Annotated in this window: 19 protein-coding genes and 1 pseudogene; 9 read left to right on the top strand and 11 right to left on the bottom strand. The window is 49.7% G+C overall.

Going from position 1 to position 19,730, the window contains the following annotated elements; all coding sequences use genetic code 11:
* Positions 1-73: 73 nt before the first annotated feature.
* The 5 genes from der to PsAD13_RS13930 all read right to left on the bottom strand — a co-directional run bounded on the left by der (position 74) and on the right by PsAD13_RS13930 (position 5,175).
* On the bottom strand, positions 74-1,480 hold the full coding sequence (gene der, locus PsAD13_RS13950) for a ribosome biogenesis GTPase Der (protein ID WP_063318537.1): 1,407 nt from the start codon (positions 1,478-1,480) through the stop codon (positions 74-76).
* 123 nt (positions 1,481-1,603) lie between these two features.
* Positions 1,604-2,950: a PQQ-binding-like beta-propeller repeat protein gene (locus PsAD13_RS13945; RefSeq protein ID WP_063318536.1), complete on the bottom strand. Its 1,347-nt coding sequence runs from the start codon at positions 2,948-2,950 to the stop codon at positions 1,604-1,606.
* Positions 2,951-3,622 (bottom strand): tetratricopeptide repeat protein, encoded by a 672-nt coding sequence (locus tag PsAD13_RS13940; protein WP_063318535.1) that lies wholly within the window; start codon positions 3,620-3,622, stop codon positions 2,951-2,953.
* A 227-nt stretch (positions 3,623-3,849) separates the two neighbouring features.
* Positions 3,850-4,428 (bottom strand): NnrU family protein, encoded by a 579-nt coding sequence (locus PsAD13_RS13935; protein WP_063318534.1) that lies wholly within the window; start codon positions 4,426-4,428, stop codon positions 3,850-3,852.
* A gap of 168 nt (positions 4,429-4,596) precedes the next feature.
* On the bottom strand, positions 4,597-5,175 hold the full coding sequence (locus tag PsAD13_RS13930) for an NnrU family protein (RefSeq protein ID WP_063318533.1): 579 nt from the start codon (positions 5,173-5,175) through the stop codon (positions 4,597-4,599).
* Between the two features lie 278 nt (positions 5,176-5,453).
* Here PsAD13_RS13930 and PsAD13_RS13925 point away from each other — a divergent pair, with 278 nt between their 5' ends.
* Both PsAD13_RS13925 and PsAD13_RS13920 read left to right on the top strand, forming a co-directional pair.
* Complete coding sequence (locus PsAD13_RS13925) at positions 5,454-5,762, top strand: PilZ domain-containing protein (RefSeq protein ID WP_057460940.1); 309 nt, start codon at positions 5,454-5,456, stop codon at positions 5,760-5,762.
* Positions 5,763-5,868: 106 nt separating this feature from the next.
* Positions 5,869-6,210: a TraR/DksA family transcriptional regulator gene (locus PsAD13_RS13920; protein ID WP_063296616.1), complete on the top strand. Its 342-nt coding sequence runs from the start codon at positions 5,869-5,871 to the stop codon at positions 6,208-6,210.
* A 20-nt stretch (positions 6,211-6,230) separates the two neighbouring features.
* Here PsAD13_RS13920 and PsAD13_RS13915 read toward each other — a convergent pair whose 3' ends face one another.
* From PsAD13_RS13915 to PsAD13_RS13905, 3 genes are all read right to left on the bottom strand, one after another.
* Positions 6,231-6,869: a class I SAM-dependent methyltransferase gene (locus PsAD13_RS13915; RefSeq protein ID WP_063318532.1), complete on the bottom strand. Its 639-nt coding sequence runs from the start codon at positions 6,867-6,869 to the stop codon at positions 6,231-6,233.
* A gap of 140 nt (positions 6,870-7,009) precedes the next feature.
* On the bottom strand, positions 7,010-8,560 hold the full coding sequence (gene guaA, locus PsAD13_RS13910; RefSeq protein WP_063304753.1) for a glutamine-hydrolyzing GMP synthase: 1,551 nt from the start codon (positions 8,558-8,560) through the stop codon (positions 7,010-7,012).
* 115 nt (positions 8,561-8,675) lie between these two features.
* Positions 8,676-9,170 (bottom strand): MarR family transcriptional regulator, encoded by a 495-nt coding sequence (locus PsAD13_RS13905; RefSeq protein ID WP_057460936.1) that lies wholly within the window; start codon positions 9,168-9,170, stop codon positions 8,676-8,678.
* Between the two features lie 308 nt (positions 9,171-9,478).
* On the opposite strand from PsAD13_RS13905, the gene PsAD13_RS13900 reads away from it, so the two are divergent.
* Complete coding sequence (locus PsAD13_RS13900) at positions 9,479-10,702, top strand: tetratricopeptide repeat protein (protein WP_063318531.1); 1,224 nt, start codon at positions 9,479-9,481, stop codon at positions 10,700-10,702.
* An 80-nt stretch (positions 10,703-10,782) separates the two neighbouring features.
* Here PsAD13_RS13900 and PsAD13_RS13895 read toward each other — a convergent pair whose 3' ends face one another.
* A complete protein-coding gene (locus PsAD13_RS13895; RefSeq protein WP_063318530.1) occupies positions 10,783-12,075 on the bottom strand; it encodes an RsmB/NOP family class I SAM-dependent RNA methyltransferase in 1,293 nt (430 codons plus the stop codon).
* 303 nt (positions 12,076-12,378) lie between these two features.
* Here PsAD13_RS13895 and PsAD13_RS13890 point away from each other — a divergent pair, with 303 nt between their 5' ends.
* Entirely contained in the window at positions 12,379-12,675 is a 297-nt protein-coding gene (locus PsAD13_RS13890; RefSeq protein ID WP_057460933.1) for a hypothetical protein, read from the top strand.
* Between the two features lie 67 nt (positions 12,676-12,742).
* Here PsAD13_RS13890 and PsAD13_RS13885 read toward each other — a convergent pair whose 3' ends face one another.
* Complete coding sequence (locus PsAD13_RS13885) at positions 12,743-14,773, bottom strand: methyl-accepting chemotaxis protein (protein ID WP_063318529.1); 2,031 nt, start codon at positions 14,771-14,773, stop codon at positions 12,743-12,745.
* 563 nt (positions 14,774-15,336) lie between these two features.
* Here PsAD13_RS13885 and PsAD13_RS13880 point away from each other — a divergent pair.
* From PsAD13_RS13880 to PsAD13_RS13865, 4 genes and pseudogenes are all read left to right on the top strand, one after another.
* Positions 15,337-15,603, top strand: a pseudogene (locus tag PsAD13_RS13880) (DUF2312 domain-containing protein).
* Between the two features lie 2 nt (positions 15,604-15,605).
* Positions 15,606-16,175, top strand: a complete 570-nt coding sequence (locus tag PsAD13_RS13875) for a hypothetical protein (protein WP_063318528.1) — start codon at positions 15,606-15,608, stop codon at positions 16,173-16,175.
* Positions 16,172-16,363 carry a helix-turn-helix domain-containing protein gene (locus tag PsAD13_RS28505; RefSeq protein WP_063318527.1) on the top strand — a complete coding sequence of 64 codons (192 nt, stop codon included), beginning with the start codon at positions 16,172-16,174 and terminating at the stop codon, positions 16,361-16,363. The genes PsAD13_RS13875 and PsAD13_RS28505 overlap by 4 nt, the downstream gene beginning before the upstream one ends.
* Before the next feature lie 278 nt (positions 16,364-16,641).
* Positions 16,642-18,369, top strand: coding sequence for a M10 family metallopeptidase C-terminal domain-containing protein (locus PsAD13_RS13865; protein WP_084404724.1), 1,728 nt, complete (start codon positions 16,642-16,644; stop codon positions 18,367-18,369).
* Positions 18,370-18,503: 134 nt separating this feature from the next.
* Here PsAD13_RS13865 and PsAD13_RS13860 read toward each other — a convergent pair whose 3' ends face one another.
* Positions 18,504-18,752 (bottom strand): transposase, encoded by a 249-nt coding sequence (locus PsAD13_RS13860; protein ID WP_063318525.1) that lies wholly within the window; start codon positions 18,750-18,752, stop codon positions 18,504-18,506.
* Positions 18,753-18,971: 219 nt separating this feature from the next.
* Here PsAD13_RS13860 and PsAD13_RS13855 point away from each other — a divergent pair, with 219 nt between their 5' ends.
* Positions 18,972-19,484: a hypothetical protein gene (locus tag PsAD13_RS13855; RefSeq protein WP_063318524.1), complete on the top strand. Its 513-nt coding sequence runs from the start codon at positions 18,972-18,974 to the stop codon at positions 19,482-19,484.
* Positions 19,485-19,730 lie beyond the last annotated feature (246 nt).

Here is a 19,730-nt window from a genome sequence, read left to right as displayed (position 1 = left end):
TGGTTCTCTAGGATTTGGCAAAATAAAAGGACAGCTGACTGCTGCCCTTTTATGAAATTAAGTGAAAGCGAAATCACCTTCTCTTCTTGTGGTATGGATTGTCGCCCTTTCTATAGGACAGACGAATGGGCGTTCCTTTGATGTCGAAACGCTCGCGGATACCATTCACAAGATAACGGGTGTAGCTCTCCGGCAGGTTGTCTGGCTTGGAGCTGAACACCACGAAGTGCGGTGGGCGTGTTTTTGGCTGTGTCATGAAACGCAAGCGAACACGACGTCCAGACACAGCTGGCGGTGGATGGTGGATCAGAACGCCTTCCAGCCAACGGTTAAGGCCGGATGTACCAACTCGTTTATTCCACATCTCATAGGCGCGGAACACAGCCTGCATGAGCTTATCGAGGCCCTGCCCGTTGATACCGGATAGGGTGACAATCTCAACACCACGTAGCTGATTCAGATAGCGTGCTTGTGAATCCTTGATATGGCCCCAAGCATCCTCACGATCCTCAATTAAGTCCCACTTATTGAGTGCAATAACGATTGCGCGACCTTCACGGGCACACAGATCGATAATCTGCAGGTCCTGCTTCTCAAAGGAGATGGTGGCGTCGAGCGTTACAACAACAACTTCAGCGAATTTAATAGCGCGAAGGGCGTCCGCAACGGAGAGCTTTTCCAGCTTTTCCTGCACACGAGCCTTTTTGCGGATACCTGCCGTATCGAACACCTTTACGTGGTGATCCTGCCATTCCCACTCAACAGAGATACTGTCGCGGGTGATGCCAGCCTCAGGTCCGGTCAGAAGGCGCTCTTCACCCAACATCTGATTGATGAGGGTAGACTTGCCTGCGTTTGGACGACCAACAATTGCCATACGTAAAGGACGCTCAACGGTGCCAACTGGCTCGTCAATTTCTTCGTCCTCAACATCAACATCTGTACGCGCTTCGGTTAATTCGGAAGAACTTTCCATCTCTTCTGCAGCGTCTACAATCGGGCGCAGAAAATCATAAAGATCGGACAGGCCTTCTCCATGTTCCGCAGAGAGGGGAACAGGGTCACCCAAACCCAGCGTGAACGCATCATAAAGGCCGCCATCGCCTGCTTTGCCTTCCGCCTTGTTGGCGCAAAGAATTACAGGGGTGTCGGCCCGGCGAAGAAGGTTCGCAAAGTGCTCATCAAGTGGCATCAAGCCAGCGCGTGCATCAATTAGGAATAAGCATGCATCCGCATCCCGGATTGCTTCTTCTGTTTGAGCGCGCATACGCCCTTCGAGGCTTGCTGCCTCTGCTTCTTCCAGGCCGGCAGTATCAACGATCTTGAATCGCAGATCGCCCAAGCGTGCATCACCGGACCGACGGTCACGGGTCACACCTGGGGTATCATCAACAAGCGCTAAGCGCTTGCCTACAAGGCGATTGAAGAGCGTCGACTTGCCAACATTAGGTCTGCCAATAATGGCGACTGTCGCAGTCACGCGAATACTCCTCGTCTGGTATGCAGCATTTAGAGTAGTTCGCCTTATGCGCCCTATTCTAAGCTTTTATTTTTGAACGTATCCCAGTTTCGAAAACCGGTATCCACTTTCCGTAGGATACGTTTAGTTGAGCGCTGCAACCGCTCCGTCACTGGTAAGGACGACCATACGTCCACCAGCGACAATTGGTGATACAAATACGCCACTGGTCACTTTCCGCGATGCGGATGCCTGACCGGTTTTTGCATTCACAGATGCAAGATAACCGTTGCTGGACATGGCGATCAGCTGGCCGTTGGCCAGAATTGGACCTGCCCAGTTGACATTCTTGGCGCCACTTTCGCCAGCTGGCAACTTGGCGCTCCAGATAAGATTGCCGGTCTTGCTTGAGATTGCATGCAATATGTCATCCAAGCCGATCAGGAATACTGTACCGCCGGAAACAACCGGAGTATGTACAGCCCCAAAATCAGCCTCCCACAAACGCTCGCCATCTTTCAGAGCAATGCCCAGTGTGCGGCCAGCAACGGAGGTTGCAATAACCTTGTTGCCTTCAATGACCGGGCTTGCAGAAACATCTGTCAGGCCAGAGAGCGCGCGTGTACGGAAAGACCGTGCAACGGTATCAATCCATTTAGGTTCACCGCTGTTAATGTCAAGTGCCATAACCTCGCCTGAGGAAAACGGCACAACAACAGTGCTGCCAGAAATTGCCGGATTTGCAGAGGACAGCAGGCCTGCCTGCTCTGCGATACCAGCAAAGGACCATGCCTGTTCCCCATCTGACTGGTTGAGGCCGATCACTTCATTGTCTTGTGTTACAACAACAACTTTGCCATTGGAAGCCGCCGGAGCACCGCGAACTGGTGTTTCCAGTTGCTTGGTCCAAAGAACGTTGCCGCCTTTATCCAGAGCATAAACATTGCGGTAAGCGGTTGCGACGAAGATCTTGTCTCCATCAAGCACGACACCACCACCTGCGGCGACTTCATTCTCGCCTTCCAGCCCCAGGTTCTTTGTAAAGACTTTGGCACCGCCTGTTGTCAGAGCAACAAGGTTGCCATCAGACTTATAGACGTAGATGCGCTGGCCATCAGAGACCGGGCGTGCTGCGGTACGTGGATTGCTTGACCCCATACCAAAGAAGCCCGGAGAGCGGACCTTACCGATGCTCGAAGACCATGCAACGCCACCGCCGACATTGACTGCGATGTTGCCTGGATCATTGCTCTTAGGTCCAGCAGCAGTTGGCCAGGTTGAGCCACCTGTCGCTGCACCGATCTTAGCATCTCCACCTGCAGCAGATGGCTTTAACGCGCCTTGATACAGTGGCTGACGGTCTCCTTCGAGAAACTCATCATCGCCGCCGAATGGATTCAGACTGGAAAGAGAAGAACAACCAGCCAGCGTCAGCGCAAGCGCGCCGGTTCCAATCAAAGCCTTCCAAGACTTTCTTTTGGTCTCGCTCACTTATTCAGTCCCCTTTTCGTCTTTGCCCAATGCAGAGGTAATTAGTTCAAGATAAATTTGTGCACGTCCGGAAACATCTGACGGAGCGGCTGCATCATTCACAATTTCGCTGAAGCGCGTACGTGCCGCGTCCAGATCACCTGCCTTGTATTCTGCTGCGCCCAGAATTTCCAAAGCAGAAAAGCGCCATGTGTTACCAGCAACAGCCAGTACTTCTGTGTGTTTTTTCACCGCGGCAAGGTCGCCGTTATCCAGCAGCAAGTAAGCCGCACGGATGTTGGCAAGGCCCTTGTAGATGATTGGTGTCGAGCTGTCAGCAGCGACCGCTTCAAAAGCCTTGATGGCTTCGTCAGGTTTACCGTCCAGCGCCAGCTCGGTTCCGATGCGCATCTTGGCCATCATAGGATAGCCGCCAATGCTGCCTTCCATAGAAACGAAAGCTGCCTGCGCTTCTGTATAGTTGCCTGCGTCTGAAAGTTTGATAGCTTCCAAAAATTCAGTGCCTGCTGCCTGAGACTGTTTGTTCTGCCAGTACTCATAGCCGCGAAAACCTGCGGTACCTACAACGATAAGACCTGCTGTCAGATATACAACCGGAGCAAAGCGCTTCCAAAGCTTTGAAAACTGGTCGCTTCTTACTTCTTCATCGACTTCACGAAAAATGTCGGACATAATTTCAAATGTTCCTGCAGCAACGATTCTTAGGTTCGTGGTATCCCAATGGGCGGCGTCACATTAAAACTAAGAGCGCCGCAGGCAAACCTCTTTCTCTACCTCTTTCAACCGATTAGTGGCTTTATTAGGGCAATGAAAGAGTTTTCCCTACCAACATTTACAAGTGTAATTGCCGAGAGGGACCACTTTGATGTCTGTCTTGAAACCTTACCCCATGCAAAAGGTCAAGCGATGATCGGCACCCCAATCAAAATTGCATGTAGTTTCCACACGAACAGGCCGTAGAAAATCAAACCGAGGCCTACGGAAATCACATCGTTTCGCGTTGCGTTTGGGTAGTCTCGGCTTGGTGGATTGATACGCTCGCGGCGAGCAATGGTAATTCTTACAAGAATTGCCCAGATCAAAAATGAGCCAAACAATAGCACAGAGTAAGGTTCCCCGTTCGCAAACAGGTGAGCCACAGCCCAAAGCTTTGTTGCGTTGATCAACGGGTGCTTGGTGACGCGTGTGATATTACCTTTCAATTGAGAGGCAAAGAAGAGTGGAAAAACAGGCAGCATCAACAGCATGGTGACGTGACTGCCCCAGCTTGGTGCGATATACCATGGCGCATAATCACCATTCCAAGCAGCACTAAAGCCGTAGACGATTGCGACCAGACCACCTAATGAGATGAGCGTATACAGCCCACGATAGCCGTTGAACGACAGACGTTGAACCAACATGTCTCGAAGCCCTGAGAACGACGGGATCAAATGCACCGCGATGAATGCGGTGAGGCCTGAAATCAATAATGTCATAAATTGTTCTCCCCCAAGATCAATTGAGGGCAAAGGTATTTCACAGAGTGCTTAATTGCAAAACAATCTTTGGATCAGCCAAAATACTCGGCCTAAAGCAAAACCGGGTGCGCAACTGATCAGTCACGCACCCGGTTTTGCTGAAACACTCGCGATTTGAGAGTTTGCTTAAGTCAGGATCGGCATACCGATCAGCAGCGCATGTAGTTTCCAGACAAACAAACCGTAGAGGAGCATGCCCAACACAACGCTGATGATGTCATTGCGCAGAGCGTGTGGGAACTCTTCGACTGCAGTGTTTTTGCGATTGAATTTCTTCAAGGAGATCCGCGCCCAGATCGCCCAGACAAGAAAGCCACCGAACAAAGCAACGGAATATGGCTCACCATTGACCAGTAAATGGGAGATTGCCCAGATCTTTACCGCCAGAATAACGGGGTCTTTGGTCCGCTTGGCGATGTTACCGCGAATAAATTTCGCAAAAACCAGAATGAAGACTGGTAAGAGCAATGTCATAGCCAGATGACGTAACCAGAATGGCGTTACGTACAGCGGAAACAGATCTTCCTCACGCGCCAGAACGAAGCCGTAGATCATGGAGAAAAGGCCTGTCAGCACGATCAGTGAGTAGATCGCCCGATATGGATTTAGTCCAATGCGCTGAACGACTGAGTCACGGAACCCAGGAAAAGATGGGACGAAGTGAATTCCCAGAAAGATGAAAAGCCCAACTAATAACAGCGTCATCGAGTGACCCTTTAGATTTGTATTTTACGTTAAAGCCCTTAGATAGGCTTGTGCACTGTGACCATACGCAGTGAAATATCAATAAGCCTGATCGTCCCTGCGTAAGGTGTTTTCTACATTTACCCAATTCTTTTTCGCAGAACCCTTGAGCTCATGCTGCTTTTCTCGCTAAATCAGGGTGAGTTGTTTATCTGCATATATCATAACTTGACTGTTTGACTCCTATATTTACGCAAGATCTAAGGTTTCACAAACAGAAACAGTGCCTGGAAAGTTCTATGTCCGAAAGTGACAGTGCAACAGAAACTAGTGAACGTCGCCGCGTTCGCCGTCGGCGTACGCTTAAGGAAGGGCGCATTGTTTTCGCGAGCCAGTCGATGGTTTTCGACTGTGTTATTCGAGATTTGTCCGATTTTGGTGCCCGCTTGAAGATGGAAACAACGATCGATATTCCCGATGAGTTTACACTCTATCTGGTTCATCTGCGCCAGCGCGTGCAAACCGAAGTCCGCTGGAGGACAGCGGATACACTGGGTGTAGAGTTTGTGGGCGAAAAAGAAACCGTTTCCAGCCTGATGAAAATCTAGTCCACTCCCTTAAACGTCCACTATGTTGGGCGTTTTGTTTTGCTTGCACAGTTTCTCAATTCGCGCTCATACTAACTACCTGACGGTTTGGGCGGGAGATGATCTGATGACACTGGCTCTCAATGATGCAGAGACGTTACTTCTTGCACGAAAGGCGGAACTGACAGAGCTCACTGCTATCTCTGAGGGAGACCGTGCAACGGTTACGCTTGACCAACAGTCCGTTGGCCGCCTCTCCCGCATGGACGCTATGCAACGGCAAGCGATGGCTCAAGCCAACGACCGCCAACGCGCCAGAGAACTTCAGCGGATCGATAGCGCCCTGCAGCGGATCAAAGAGGAGGAGTACGGCTTCTGCCTTGAATGCGGAGACGACATTCCCGAAGCCCGACTGCGCGTAGACCCAGCCGCTCTTTATTGCATCAGCTGCGCGAAGTTGTTTGGGTAGCCTTGACGCTCAGACTACCTCTAACGCGCTCGCCAAATTGTACTGACACCCTTCTTATTTTCTCTTGCCCAGACAAGATCAAACTCTGAAGCCATCATTGAGAGTCCGTCTGTCTTACGGCGTAGGTCGAGGTAGATGATGCTCTGTTTTCTGGTAACTTGCTTCAATGTTTCAAAATACGTTGAAATTGGAAAATGCCAACCATAAGCGAGAAAAGACACAACGACATCAAAAGTACCATCAGGAAACGCGTTATGATCCAAATTGATAAGACTGACGTTTTCAGGTGCAATCCCATTGAGCTGCAAATTCTCGGCTGTGCGCGTCAGGTCGTTGTATATTTCTGCATGAAGCTTAAAACCATATTTGATTTCTGTGTCTTTGCCATCTTTGTCTAAGCCGACGAAACAATGATCCGCCCCATAAAGCTCCTTTAAAACGAGCAGGCCAAATCCGAGGCCGCAGCCGATATCCAGGAATCGCCCTTTCGCAGCAAGATCCGGGACGTGATCCTTCAACATTCGAACAGCTTTGGCGATGTGTTTTCGGTATAGACGAAGGACTGCGTCTTCATCCTTGCCAATCAAATCGGTTCGCTGGCAAAGCAAGAGTTCTCTATGCTGTTCAGTTAGATATAACTCCGCATCAGGTAGATCCATTGACGACTGCCCCCAAATTCCAAAACATCAAACAGTATGAACGAACTTATAAAATTAGAAATCCATGCAAAATTAGAAGCCGCATTGGTCTCTTGACAAGAAAAAACCGGGAAAGTTGCCCTCCCCGGTTTCTGATGAGTTTATTCCCACTCAATGGTTCCCGGAGGCTTTGAGGTCACATCATAGACGACGCGGTTGATACCGCGGACTTCGTTGATGATGCGGGTTGCAGCCCGCCCAAGGAATTCCATGTCATAGTGATAGAAATCTGCTGTCATGCCATCAACCGAGGTCACTGCGCGCAAGGCACAGACGAACTCGTAGGTACGACCATCGCCCATAACGCCAACGGTTTGAACTGGCAGCAGAACAGCGAATGCCTGCCAGATGGCGTCGTAGAGACCAGCTTTGCGGATTTCATCCAGATAGATGGCATCTGCCTGACGCAGGATATCCAGTTTCTCACGGGTGATACCACCCGGACAGCGGATCGCAAGACCCGGACCAGGGAATGGATGGCGTCCAATGAAGCTGTCTGGCAAACCAAGCTCACGACCAAGGTCACGAACTTCGTCTTTGAACAGTTCACGAAGTGGCTCAACCAGCTGCATGTTCATGCGCTCTGGCAAGCCGCCCACGTTGTGGTGTGACTTGATGGTCACGGATGGACCGCCCGTGAAGGAAACACTCTCAATCACATCAGGATACAACGTGCCCTGTGCGAGGAAGTCCGCGCCGCCAAGCTTTTTCGCTTCGTCTTCGAACACTTCAATGAAGAGCCTGCCGATGGTCTTGCGTTTGACTTCCGGATCACTCTCGCCTTCCAGCTGACCAATGAACAGATCAGCAGCATCCACATGTACCAGCGGGATGTTGTAGTGATCTCGGAACATGGATAGAACCTGCTCCGTTTCACCCATGCGCATCAAACCGTGATCAACATAGATACAAGTGAGCTGGTCGCCGATTGCTTCATGGATCAGCACTGCAGCAACAGAACTGTCAACACCACCGGACAGGCCGCAGATGACTTTTTTGTCGCCAACTTGCTGACGAATACTCTCTACCGCCTGCTGGCGGTATTCAGCCATTGTCCAGTCGCCTGAACAACCTGCAATCTTATGCGTAAAGTTCTCGATGAGCTTCGCACCATCGGGAGTGTGAACCACTTCTGGGTGGAACATAACACCGTATTGCTTTTTGGCTTCATTTGCATAAGCAGCAAATGGTGCACCTTCAGAGGTTGCAATTGCCTCAAAACCTTCGGGCAGCTCGACAACACGGTCACCATGGCTCATCCAAACCTGATGTTTGGAGCCAATTTCGTCCCAAACCCCATCAAATAGTGGGCTTTTCCCTTTAATTTCAAGGAAGGCGCGGCCAAACTCGCGATGATCAGAGCCTTCCGCTTTGCCGCCATTCTGGACACAAAGGGTCATCTGACCATAACAAATTCCGAGGACAGGAATACCAGCCTCAAATACGATCTGGGGTGCGCGTGGGCTCCCCATTTCAGTCGTGGATGCCGGACCACCTGACAGGATCACCGCCTTTGGATTCATCTCCTTAAAAGCAGCTTCTGCAGACTGGAACGGAACGATCTCGGAGTACACACCAGACTCGCGCACACGGCGCGCGATCAGCTGAGTGACCTGAGAACCAAAATCAATAATGAGGATGCGGTCTGTCATGCGCAGCTTCTACTCTGTGCGCATTGATTTGGAAAGGTCTTTTACGCGGAAAAATCGCGGTTCCGTTAAGGGCAGATGATGTTTTTCTGTGTGCTTTGCCCGAAGGTCCAGTCAGCTACAATATCGACTGCTCGTGTTCTTCGATACGGCTCATCATTTGCCCCAATCTGATGCGCTCCTGCACATCTAACTGCGGCAGTAGATTCTTCTCAAGCTGTTCGAGTTGGGCCTCAAGAGCTCGCAAAACAACGCGTCCATCTTCTGCCAAGTTCAAACGGACAAGGCGACGGTCTCGAGGGTGCTCATGTTTTTTGATGAGATTTGCTTCTGACAGGCGCTTTACAGCACGCGATACAGCCACCGTATCCAATCCAATAACTGGCCCCAACTCCCGTACAGACACAGCACCCATCCGCTCCAGTGCACTCAACACGAGCCACGAGGGAAGCGATAAACCATATTGCTTCTGTAAATGTTCGGAAAGCCGGCGCTCAATAAAGCGGCCAGTCGCGATGATGCGCAGAGGCAAATAGTTCAACAACTCGACGTTATGTTCGTCTTCAAACAAACTTGCCTGTGTCGTTATTTTCGCACGGTATTTCTCCGCCATAACCCTTTGCCCTGCGTCGGATGCTTTGCTTCATTCCATTGACCGATAAGAAAACGGAAAATGGTTAAGCTGTCTTGAATATTGGTGATTTTTCCCAGGCACTAGCCCCTGAATGTGGTTTTGATGCGTTCAATATCATCTATCCACGCCTTCCTTCAGGATCAACCCGTTCCACCTTTGACGCTGATTTGCCAACCGCTTAGGATTCATCGTGCATAGATACGAATTTGATTCGCAGAATTGCCTGTCAGCAGATCCATCCGAATGGATCTACGGGCGGCACTGCCCAACGAGGGGGTCCGTAAAAGATGACAGAGACACTGCGCGGTACACCGGACACTAACGCCCGGCAAGAAAAAATCAATGCTGCACTTGATGCTATTGCCTACCTGGAACAGGACGAGCGCTTTGATGAAGTGATCCCAGTCTATCAGGATCTTGTTGGACGCTACCCTGATGATGTCGAACTTCTTTTCAAGATGGCAACGATTATGTTGCGCAATGGAGATTTGCGGGAATCTGTCGCCCATTTGCGTAAAGTGTTGTTCATGAAGCCAGAACACTTGGCTGCACGCTCCAACATGGGCAATGCACTGCTTTTGCTGGGGTATCTGGAACAAGCTAAAGAAGCCTTTGATGCGGTGGTGGAAGCTGAGCCGGAGAACCGGAATGCGCTTTATGGGCTCGCAACCATTTTGATCAAGATGCATGGGCATGCAGAAGCAGAACCGTATGCCCGACGCCTTGTTCAACTGATCCCAAACAGTGCCCCTGCTCTTTCACTTCTTGGCGATGCTTTGAGTGCGGAGACCAAGGCGGAAGCGGCAACCCTGAACTATCGGGCTGCGCTCAGAGTTGACTCACAATATGTTCCTGCTCTAGTTGGCCTCGCAAAGCTGCTCATCATTCGCAAAAAGAGTGAGGAAGCACTGGCGCATCTGGACAAGGCTCATGACCTGCAGCCTCGCAATGTTGAAGTGCTTGTCGCAATGGGGCACGCGTACTTGCTGGAAGAAAACACCTCCAGTGCAGTAGAGAGCTTTGAGCTGGCTCATGCGTGTGAACCTGAGAACGCGGCTGCGCTCGTTCATCTGAGCATTGGCAAGCGCAAACTTGGTCTTGTTTATGCCGGAGTTTATCACGCGGCTGCCGCATGGCGGCTTGCACCAGGCAATAAGCAAGTCAGCAACGCACTTGGCGCAGCTCTTGCTGCAGCTGGTGCTACTGATGCCGCTCGCGATGTCTTGACCTCTTCATCCAGAAACAGTCAGTTCTTGGAGGCAACTGAAGCTGCGATCAAAGAGGTCGAATATCTTGCTGAGCAAGGTTATGAGCGGCCTGTTCGCGAGGAAAAAGTTACACCTGAGCCTTCAGAGCACAGCAAAAGCATAGAAGCCAGAGCTTTGGAAGAGCCCGGTGAAAGCGTATTTGAGGCACAGAGTGAAGATGCCGCTTCTGAAGAGCTAGCGGAAGATGTCGTCAAGGGTAAATCTGAGGTACCTGATGAGCATGAAGAGAAAGCCTCCAGCTAATCACATGGTTTGTTTGCCGTTTCGAAGCATGTCGCATTTCATATGCGACATGCTTTTATATTAAAGCCAAGGTGCTGATATCAAATACGTTCCATCATCGCGATGAAGAAGCCATCAGTACCGGTATGATAAGGCGTCAGAGTGATCATACCGCCATCCTTAAACAGTGGACGACGGGATGCTATTGCACCAAAATGCTCTTCCCAAACCGGCGCAAGATCAACAAGCTTGAAGTCAGCGTGCTTTTCAAGGAACGCTTTGACTTGCAGCTGATTTTCCGCTGGCACCAAAGAGCAAGTTGCATAAATCAGCTTGCCACCTGAACGCACAAAGCGTGTCGCAGTTTCCAGAACCTGAGCTTGATCTTCAACACGTCCAATCAGAGCGTTTTCTGTTACACGCCACTTGGTATCTGGACGACGACGCCATACGCCAGTACCTGAACAAGGCGCATCCACGAACACGCGATCCATCTTGCCTTCGCAGATATCAAGAGAGCCGGTTTGCGGGTCAATCGTCTGGATATTTCGCACCCCTGCGCGGGCCATACGGTCATAAAGTGGCGCTAGACGCGTCTTATGGGCATCATAAGCGTAGATCTGTCCTTTGTTCTGCATCTGCGCAGCCAAAGCGAGGCTTTTACCGCCCCCACCTGCGCATAGATCCAGAACCTGTTCACCCGGTTGAGCACCTGACAGGATAGACGCGATCTGAGAGGCCTCATCCTGCAATTCAAACCAGCCTTTGCGAAAGCTTTCTTCAGCTTGAACGTGAGGTGATTTGCGCGGCCCAATTACAGGTTCAAGACGAACGCCTACAGGAGACAATCCACTTACTTCTGGATGAAGGTGAGACAAACGCTTGAGGACTTTTTCCTGCGAGCTTTTGACCGTGTTCACGCGCATATCAATCGGCGCACGTTCAGAAAGAGAACGCCCAACTGCCAGCGTCTCGTCACCAAAGTTATCCTGAAAGTGCGACCAGAGCCATTCTGGAACATTTGCTGAGATCTGGTCGTTATCGCCGACTTGCTTGTTTTCAATCAATGCGTCACGTTCAGCGTCTGATAGCGGTTCTGGTGCGTGACGGTCTTCTTCCATCACCTGCTCCAGCTTTTCTACCTGATTGCCCCAGCCCCAGATGTAGGTTGCCAAAACAAGCGCGCGCGCACTGTCAGATCCCATCGCCTGTGCATGGGAGAGTTTGTGGCGCAGCGCATCAAAAACCAGATTGCCGATAGCAACCCGATCACCGGATCCTGCAAACCTATGCTTGTTGCCCCAGTCCTTCAGGGCTTCCTGCACAGGACGGCGGCGCTCATTAATCTCTGTCAGCACTTCAATTGCAGCCGCAATTCGTCCACCGTCGCGCATGAATGATCCTTAATTCCGTGAATTCTATTTTACGATTTATTTGTTTGGCTTTGCAGCGTGTATGCCAATACTCAAGGCTTTTCAATAGTGCATAGCATGTGTGAGGCAAACCTCACATCAACTCATTCAACAATTTCTTGGTTGTTGCATAACTCATATATGTTGAATTTAGCAGATAACAGTAAAAATACAGATATTTACGGCCTGCTTCCGCTACCTCATGACACATAGCGTATTTTAATAAAAACGTAGATCCTGCCTCGCAACTCATCAAATCACTGTAAACAATGCGTGTTGCGTTTCATGTTTTATCAGGTCTCCATCTTTCTGCTTGGCAATGCAATATTGTATTTCCTGAAAGCAGACCTCATCGGTGCTTCGATTGCATCCAACTCATCAGTTGGTTTGAAGCAGAACCACTACGTGTTTGCAGCAGGCGCATTTACCATGGATGCGTTGCTCTCTTCGGTTCTGACACTGGGATGCCTTGCTCTTCTGGAACTGGCATCTTCTGTCTCGGCAACATGGTATTACTCAGTGGTGTGCCTTTTGACATATTTAAGCATCCTGAGCTTCTTCACTCTCAGAATTCACCGATAACTACGACATAAAAAATGGCTCACTCGAAACCGGAATGAGCCATCTAAATATTAGCATTTGATTGTTATCAGGCGCTTTTTACATTGCGCAAGAAGCTTGCAATGTTGTCCCGCAACAGGTCTGCTTGCTTATTCAAGATCTGAGAGGATGACAGAACCTGACTTGCAGTTGCGCTGGTTTCTGATGCGGCAGATGATACACCCGCCATGCTTTCAGCAACATTTTGAGTGCCTACAGCTGCTTGCTGCACGTTCTCACTAATCTCAGTGGTTGCTGCCCCCTGCTGCTCAACAGCAGCTGCGATAGTTGCTGTGATATCATTGACGTCAGACATGGTTTTCGTGATCGCGTTGATCGCGCCAACGGCTTCCTGAGACGAATTCTGAATGCCTACAATCTGGCTGGAGATTTCTTCGGTCGCCTTTGAGGTCTGATTGGCCAACTCTTTCACTTCAGCTGCAACAACAGCAAAGCCCTTGCCAGCTTCGCCGGCACGAGCTGCCTCAATGGTCGCATTCAGAGCCAACAAGTTGGTTTGCTCTGCGATCGCTTGGATGAGTGTGACCACTTCGCCAATACGCTGCGCAGCACTATCCAGACTGGAGACTTTATCATTTGTGACCTGGGCCGTAGATGTAGCATCTGCGACGACTTTCTGAGTCTGACCGACCTGGCGACTGATCTCATCAATGGATGCGGCCAGCTCTTCTGCTGCCGACGCGACTGTTTGTACATTGGTAGACGCTTCCTCAGAAGAGGCGGCAGCCGTTGTTGATTGCTCAGTGGCATGCTCAGCGATGCCAGTCAGTGCCTTGGCAGAGACTTCCATTTCAGTTGAGTTATCCGCGACTGTCGTCAGACTTTCCTGAATGGTCTCATCAAAGTCAGTAATAAGCTCATCAATATGCTTTTGGCGAAGTGCACGGGCTTCTTGCTCCTGTTCGGATTCACTTTGCAGATTCATGCGCTCAACTGCATTGCTAACAAAGACTTCCAAAGCCTTCGCCATCTGTCCGATCTCGTCTTTACGGTCAGTGAAGGCGACAGGATCATCTACATTGCCCTTTGTCAGAGAGTTCATCCGTGCAGTGATACCGACAACAGGTCTTGCAATGGAGGAGCCAACAAACCAGAGAACGACGACACCAAAGGCAAGACAGATAAGCGCCGTAATGATAGCGTTGTTTCGTGTTGCGTTGGCAGCTGCGAGCAGTTCAGACTTATCCACGGACACAATTGCGGACCAGACCTGCTCTGTACCACGCAGTGTCAGCGGATAGGTCGCTATTTCCTTATCACCAAGCTCAACAACAGTTGGCTGCGTACCTGCCTCAGTGAGGAGTTGAGCTATCTCAGCTGGGATTTCTTCGCCTTTCAACTCCGAATTGGAGTGAGCAACCCATTTGCTATCGTTGCTAACGAGGCCGACAAACCCACTTTTGAATTTTCTGGAAGCTTCCAGACTTGCGATCAAGCCGTTGAGGAACACGTCGCCAGTGATAACACCAATTGCATTACCATTGCTATTGAAGACAGGTGACGACATGGAGACAGCCATTACGGTGTCCCCTTGTGATTCAAAACTGTACGGCGGTGTGACAACGTCATGCCCAAGCCTGAGGGGAAGACCATACCAGCTATCAGCATCAGCTTCGTCCGCACCTGCAATACGCCACCCAACCTTGCCATCCTTGCGAGAGAAGTAAGGTGAGAAACGGCCGGTTTTTCCGGAATAATCCTGACCAGCGTGACTAGCATCTTCGCCAATCATATTTGGCTCGAAGGAGGTGGTCAGGCCATCAATGGACGGATTGTTGGCAAAGAAGTCTCGGGCGATCTGGGCGATCTGCTCACGAGTTAGATCGGCATGGCGCAATGTTTGTTCGAGTTGATCTGCAAAACTTGCCGTGATGATTTGTGCTTCGTTAATTGTTTGATTGGCCAGATCCGCTTGAACCTGGGCATTCTCAATAAGTAATTCCTGACCGGCCTCTTCTGAGGAATTGGACATAAGGACGGAAACAACTGTGATAAGTGCAATAAAGCCAAGCAAAAACACGGCATTCGCAGCGGCGAATATCCTTAGGCGCAGTGACATGATTATTTTCCATTGAATTAGTTCAATTTATTCTCAACCTCTCTATCCCTGAAAAATTAATCGCGACTTAAGTCTAGTTATTTTCAAAGGAAATCTAGTAATACATTTTGACGCACTCAATTGTGATCTATTTAAACCATTGCATTATATAATATAATTACCTCAAACGAATATCTGACCAATATAGAAAACTAAATTCTCTACGTGAGATCACCCTGGATATAGATGAATATTTATATTCAATATGCACGCATCACATATCTAAAAGATCAATTACGGCACGCGTTTCGATACTTCAATTTACTTTGCCGGCGAAATTTAATCTAATATATTAGCTCAATTGCGTGCCTTTGTAGCCCTAGGCCAAGAAGCGCAATTACATCCCCACTGCAGGTCAGATCATTTACCTACTTTCTAAATGGCCGTTTCGGCCGTGGCTATGACAAAGCGCCAGCTGAACTGAAGCCAACCATCCTCACCATCTCAAGGATGGAACATGCTGCTCGTTCAGCGAGAAGCAATCAATCTTAGAACCCTTTCAACCCAAATCACGGGACACCCAAATGGCAGATGCAGGCGGCGGCGCAGTCGGGCAACTCAGAGCCTTTGTAGAGTGCATTGAGCGCCTCGAAGAATAAAAGGCCATCCTCGCAGATGACATCAAGGACGTTTACGCAGAAGCCAAGGGCAACGGCTTTGACGTGAAAGTCATGTGCAAAATCGTATCCCTTCGCAAACGCAAACCTCATGAGCGCGAGGAAGAAGAAGCGATCCTCGATCTCTACCTCGACGCCCTCGGTATGGCAGGCCCTGTCGCGGAGAATGCTTAAGCATGACAGAGCCGATGAACTTCATTCCGTTGCCAGAGGGCAACTACATCAACCTGACACCCCCGGCCTCCTCCAGGATCACCTGGCGCACTCTGGGCATTGTGTTGGGCCGCGTGGCTGCCCTGCCCAATCTGACGGATGCATGCCTTTCGCAGGCGCAGTTCAACACAATGGCAGCGCGGTTCACACCGCGCGCGCTCCGCCCCTTGATGATGACAACCGGCCTGCAGGTTATCCTGGCGCATCTGGCCTACACGGAAGCAGAATGCGATCAGGCACAAACATTGCTGCACCGTCCAACCGGCGGCCTGTGTGAGCTGGCAAAGGCGCTTAGTGAGCTCATTCCGCGCCCGGACAAGCTGAGCATGGTTGAAACTGCCAAGCTGGAGGAGATCCGCCGTGCAGCGATAACGACCACCCTCAACCAACTCTCTCGCAGAAGCATGTCAGGCCCAACCTTGCCGCTCACTTCCACCATCAAGCCCCAAAGCCCTGAAATGGCCGCTCTGGACTGGGCGGAGATGATGGAAGAGAGCTGCGCAAACTTCGAACTGAAAGGGGTAGCCGCATGAACCCGATCGAACTTCTCACCACAGCAGAAGCCGCAGCCCGCCTGAGAATTTCCCCGCAAACCCTAAACATATGGCGTTGCAAGGGAACGGGACCTGCGTTCTGCAAAATCGGACGTACTGTGCGCTACACCACTGAAGCGCTTCAAGAGTACCTTATCCAAAACACCTGCAGGCACACGGGAGGTTGAAACCTTCCCCTGCAATCAGTCGCGTGAAACAGCATCCAGAACAAGGAGGCCAATCCAGGGAAAACCAAAGCACTGGAAGTACTTAAGAAAATCAATACTGAAATTTGCAAAGATTTACACCGAATGACTCATACATGTAAAATATACTAAGAACACCCTTACCTAATATAAGTAATGATTAAATATATTAATGAATACTATTTATGTAATTAAATATTGCAAGAATCATATTTAATTTTATACTTACATGATTGCTTTTATATTAAAGGATGTAGAAAATGTGTAAATTATGCATGATGAATCAACTACATGTAACTGCAGAAAGCATATCCTACAACTCAAGTATCACGGAGCAAAAAGCGGCCCTCAGCGCGCAAGCTGCCGATCAGGTTACAACACAGGTCGAGGTGGCGGATTTTTTAGCAAATACTCTAGTCTTGAATGAGGGAGAAGATGCTGACGCAGGGCCGTCGACGCAATACCTCATTGCCGCAGGGGATAGCTTTTCAGGTACACTTGAAACCAATGGGGACCGCGACTGGGTGGCGATCGACCTTAGTGCGGGATCAAATTATACGGTCAACCTTAATGGGAGCGGAGCTGCGCCGGTTACAGATACTTATTTAAGAATATACGATGCCTCCGGAAACCTAGTTGCGTTTGACGATGACGGCGGGTCTGGTTTAAATTCATCTTTAGACTTCCTGGCATCCACGTCAGGCAGATTTTACATCAGCGCCGCTGCCTACTCAGATGGGCAGACCGGAAGTTATACTGTCAGTGTGGAGGAGACCTTGCCTCCATCACCGCTGGATGCGCTCGATTGGGGTGGTTCAGCTGTAGATACAACAAATATTTCTGTCTACTTTGCGCAAGCTGGTGAAGTTTTTGATGGCCAAAGTTCAGATGGCTGGACGCAGGCGCAGATCGATGGTGCGATGGCGTCGTTAAACGACTTATCGCAAGGGACAAATCTCACTTTTTCGGTAGCAAGCAGCTCAAATAATGCAGAGTTTAAATTTGTAACATCTGCCTTTGGCGGCAGTACTTATGCCTATATGAATCCTCCGAGTGAAGCAAATCCAGGTGTAGCCGTTTTCAATACCTCTAATATGAATTTAGCAAACCTAGATCCAGGCTCACTTGAGTACTTTGTGTTTCAACATGAAGTTGGTCATGGATTGGGTATGTCGCACCCTCATGATACTGGGGGCGGTTCCAGTGTGATGAACGGGGTTTCTAGCTCACGCGGCGATTACGGTGACTTCAATCTCAATCAAGGTATCTATACCATGATGAGCTATAATGTCGGCCATGCAGAGCTTTATCCGGAATGGCCGAGTGATTATGGCGCGACGGTGGGCCCTATGGCGTTCGACTTGGCGCTTCTGCAGGAGAAATACGGAGCAAAAGACGCGAATATAGATAACAATACATATCTCCTACCAGAACTTAACGGTTCCGGCACATTTTATTCGTGCATCTGGGACACCGGCGGCATCGATACAATCGCGTATACGGGCTTCAGCAGCGTCAATATCTCGCTTGTAGCCGCTACTCTTGATTACAGCAGCACAGGTGGTGGTGTACTCTCCTATGCAGAAGGTGTGCGCGGAGGGTATACCATCGCCAATGGTGTTGAGATAGAAAACGCTTCCGGTGGCGCTGGCAGTGATACTGTGGTTGGAAACTCCTTGGAGAATGTACTTCAGGGCTTCTCCGGCGATGATTTCCTTGATGGAGCTCAAGGAGATGACCTTTTAGAAGGTGGTGCGGGACGTGATACCTTTAGTTTCACGAGTATAGGTGACACTGACACCATTGCTGACTTTCAGGACACAATTGACTTTATTCAGCTCGGCTCTGAATTTGGTGCCCTTTCCTTTGCAGAGCTGTCTTTGACCAATAGAGATGCCGACGTCATTGTCGCCTTTGGAGATAGTGAGATCATTTTACAAAATACGGATCTCTCACTTATTGGCGCCGAGGACTTCATCTTCGTTTGATTTAAAATCCCAACATTGGGGGTGTAAGGTAAGCGTTTGGCGAAGGCGACTTACCAACCAGCAACGGGCCCTGTTACGCTGACTTTGCAGCGTAACACCACGGCATGAGGGCCTTGATGTGGGTGATCTTGTGATCAGAGACTTGGGTAAGAACCCGAGCGAGCCAGGCTTGAGGGGGCGACATTGTTGAGCTTAGCTGCTTCGATGAAGGTATAGGCGATTGCAGCAGCTTTACCACCACCTTCTGATCCCATGAAGAGATAATTTTTCCGCCCAAGAGCCACAGGTCTCATTGCCCGCTCGGTCGTGTTGTTGTCGAGATAAGGCAGTGTTTTGGACGGGCGCGTGAGGGCCAGAAGCCGCCATTCGGGCGGTTCCATCATGGGTTGAACTGTTATTTCAAGTCAGCTCACGCTCATTAGCTTTCTTTACTCTCTGCTCACCCTTTCGCTCAAATGCAATAGTGAAAACACTTGAAGTTTCTGTAGTCACACTATGGATCAGGAAATTAATGATACCCCCCCGAAACTCCATTTGATCAGGAGAAATTATACGACACCGTCGTTCGGGTCTTTTTAAGAGAAGGCCTTGTGCACGCGACCATGCAAGATGTTGCAGAGGAGTTAGGTGTGTCCGTCGACATAGTAACTCTTCATATAGTGGTTGAAGAACAGCCAGTTGTTGAAGCTTTCCGTTGGTATTACTTCAAATTTGGCCGACAGTTAAGAGCTACCATGGCGTTGCATTCCAACCTTAGGTCAGCGATGGAAGCATTTCTTATTGAATTTGTTGAAATGTGTCTAGATCAATTTGCAAAGTCACAGGCCAATTTTAAACATTCCATATTTGACCTAGGGCCAACGACTGAAGAAATTCAGAGCGCCATAAATGAAATGCAGGTGGATTGGCAGCGGCAAGTGCACGACAAATTTCAAGAGCTTCGCCACGACCTGGTTAATCCAGACAAGGCCGAAAGCCTTGCTGTCTTCTACATCACTCTGGTCGAGGGTATTTATGAGATGATAAACTACGGCACTCCAGAAGGGCAGTTATATGAAGTTGTCGAACTCAGCCTAGTTATTCTCGAAAAACATATGAACCCTAACTCGGGTTAAATGGCTCAAATGCCTGAGCGTGCAGAAACAGCTTCCGTTTGCAACTCTGATTATGAAATGCGTAGGCACAGATTTCTACGACAAGAGCTAACGAGGGCGGTGGTTTCAACTGGTGATCGCAACACTTTAATCTTTGAATAAAGATGGAGTGTTCGACATGACGTATCGCCGCCGTATTTACTATTCTGCCGCACAACGAGCCGAGATTTGGGATCGCTGGCAGCGGGGAGAATCGATGAGTTCGAG

The sequence above is a fragment of the Pseudovibrio sp. Ad13 genome (genome assembly GCF_001623225.1).
Taxonomy (GTDB): domain Bacteria; phylum Pseudomonadota; class Alphaproteobacteria; order Rhizobiales; family Stappiaceae; genus Pseudovibrio.
Note: the sequence above shows the minus strand (reverse complement) of the source record. Positions and strands in the feature narration are given on the sequence as shown.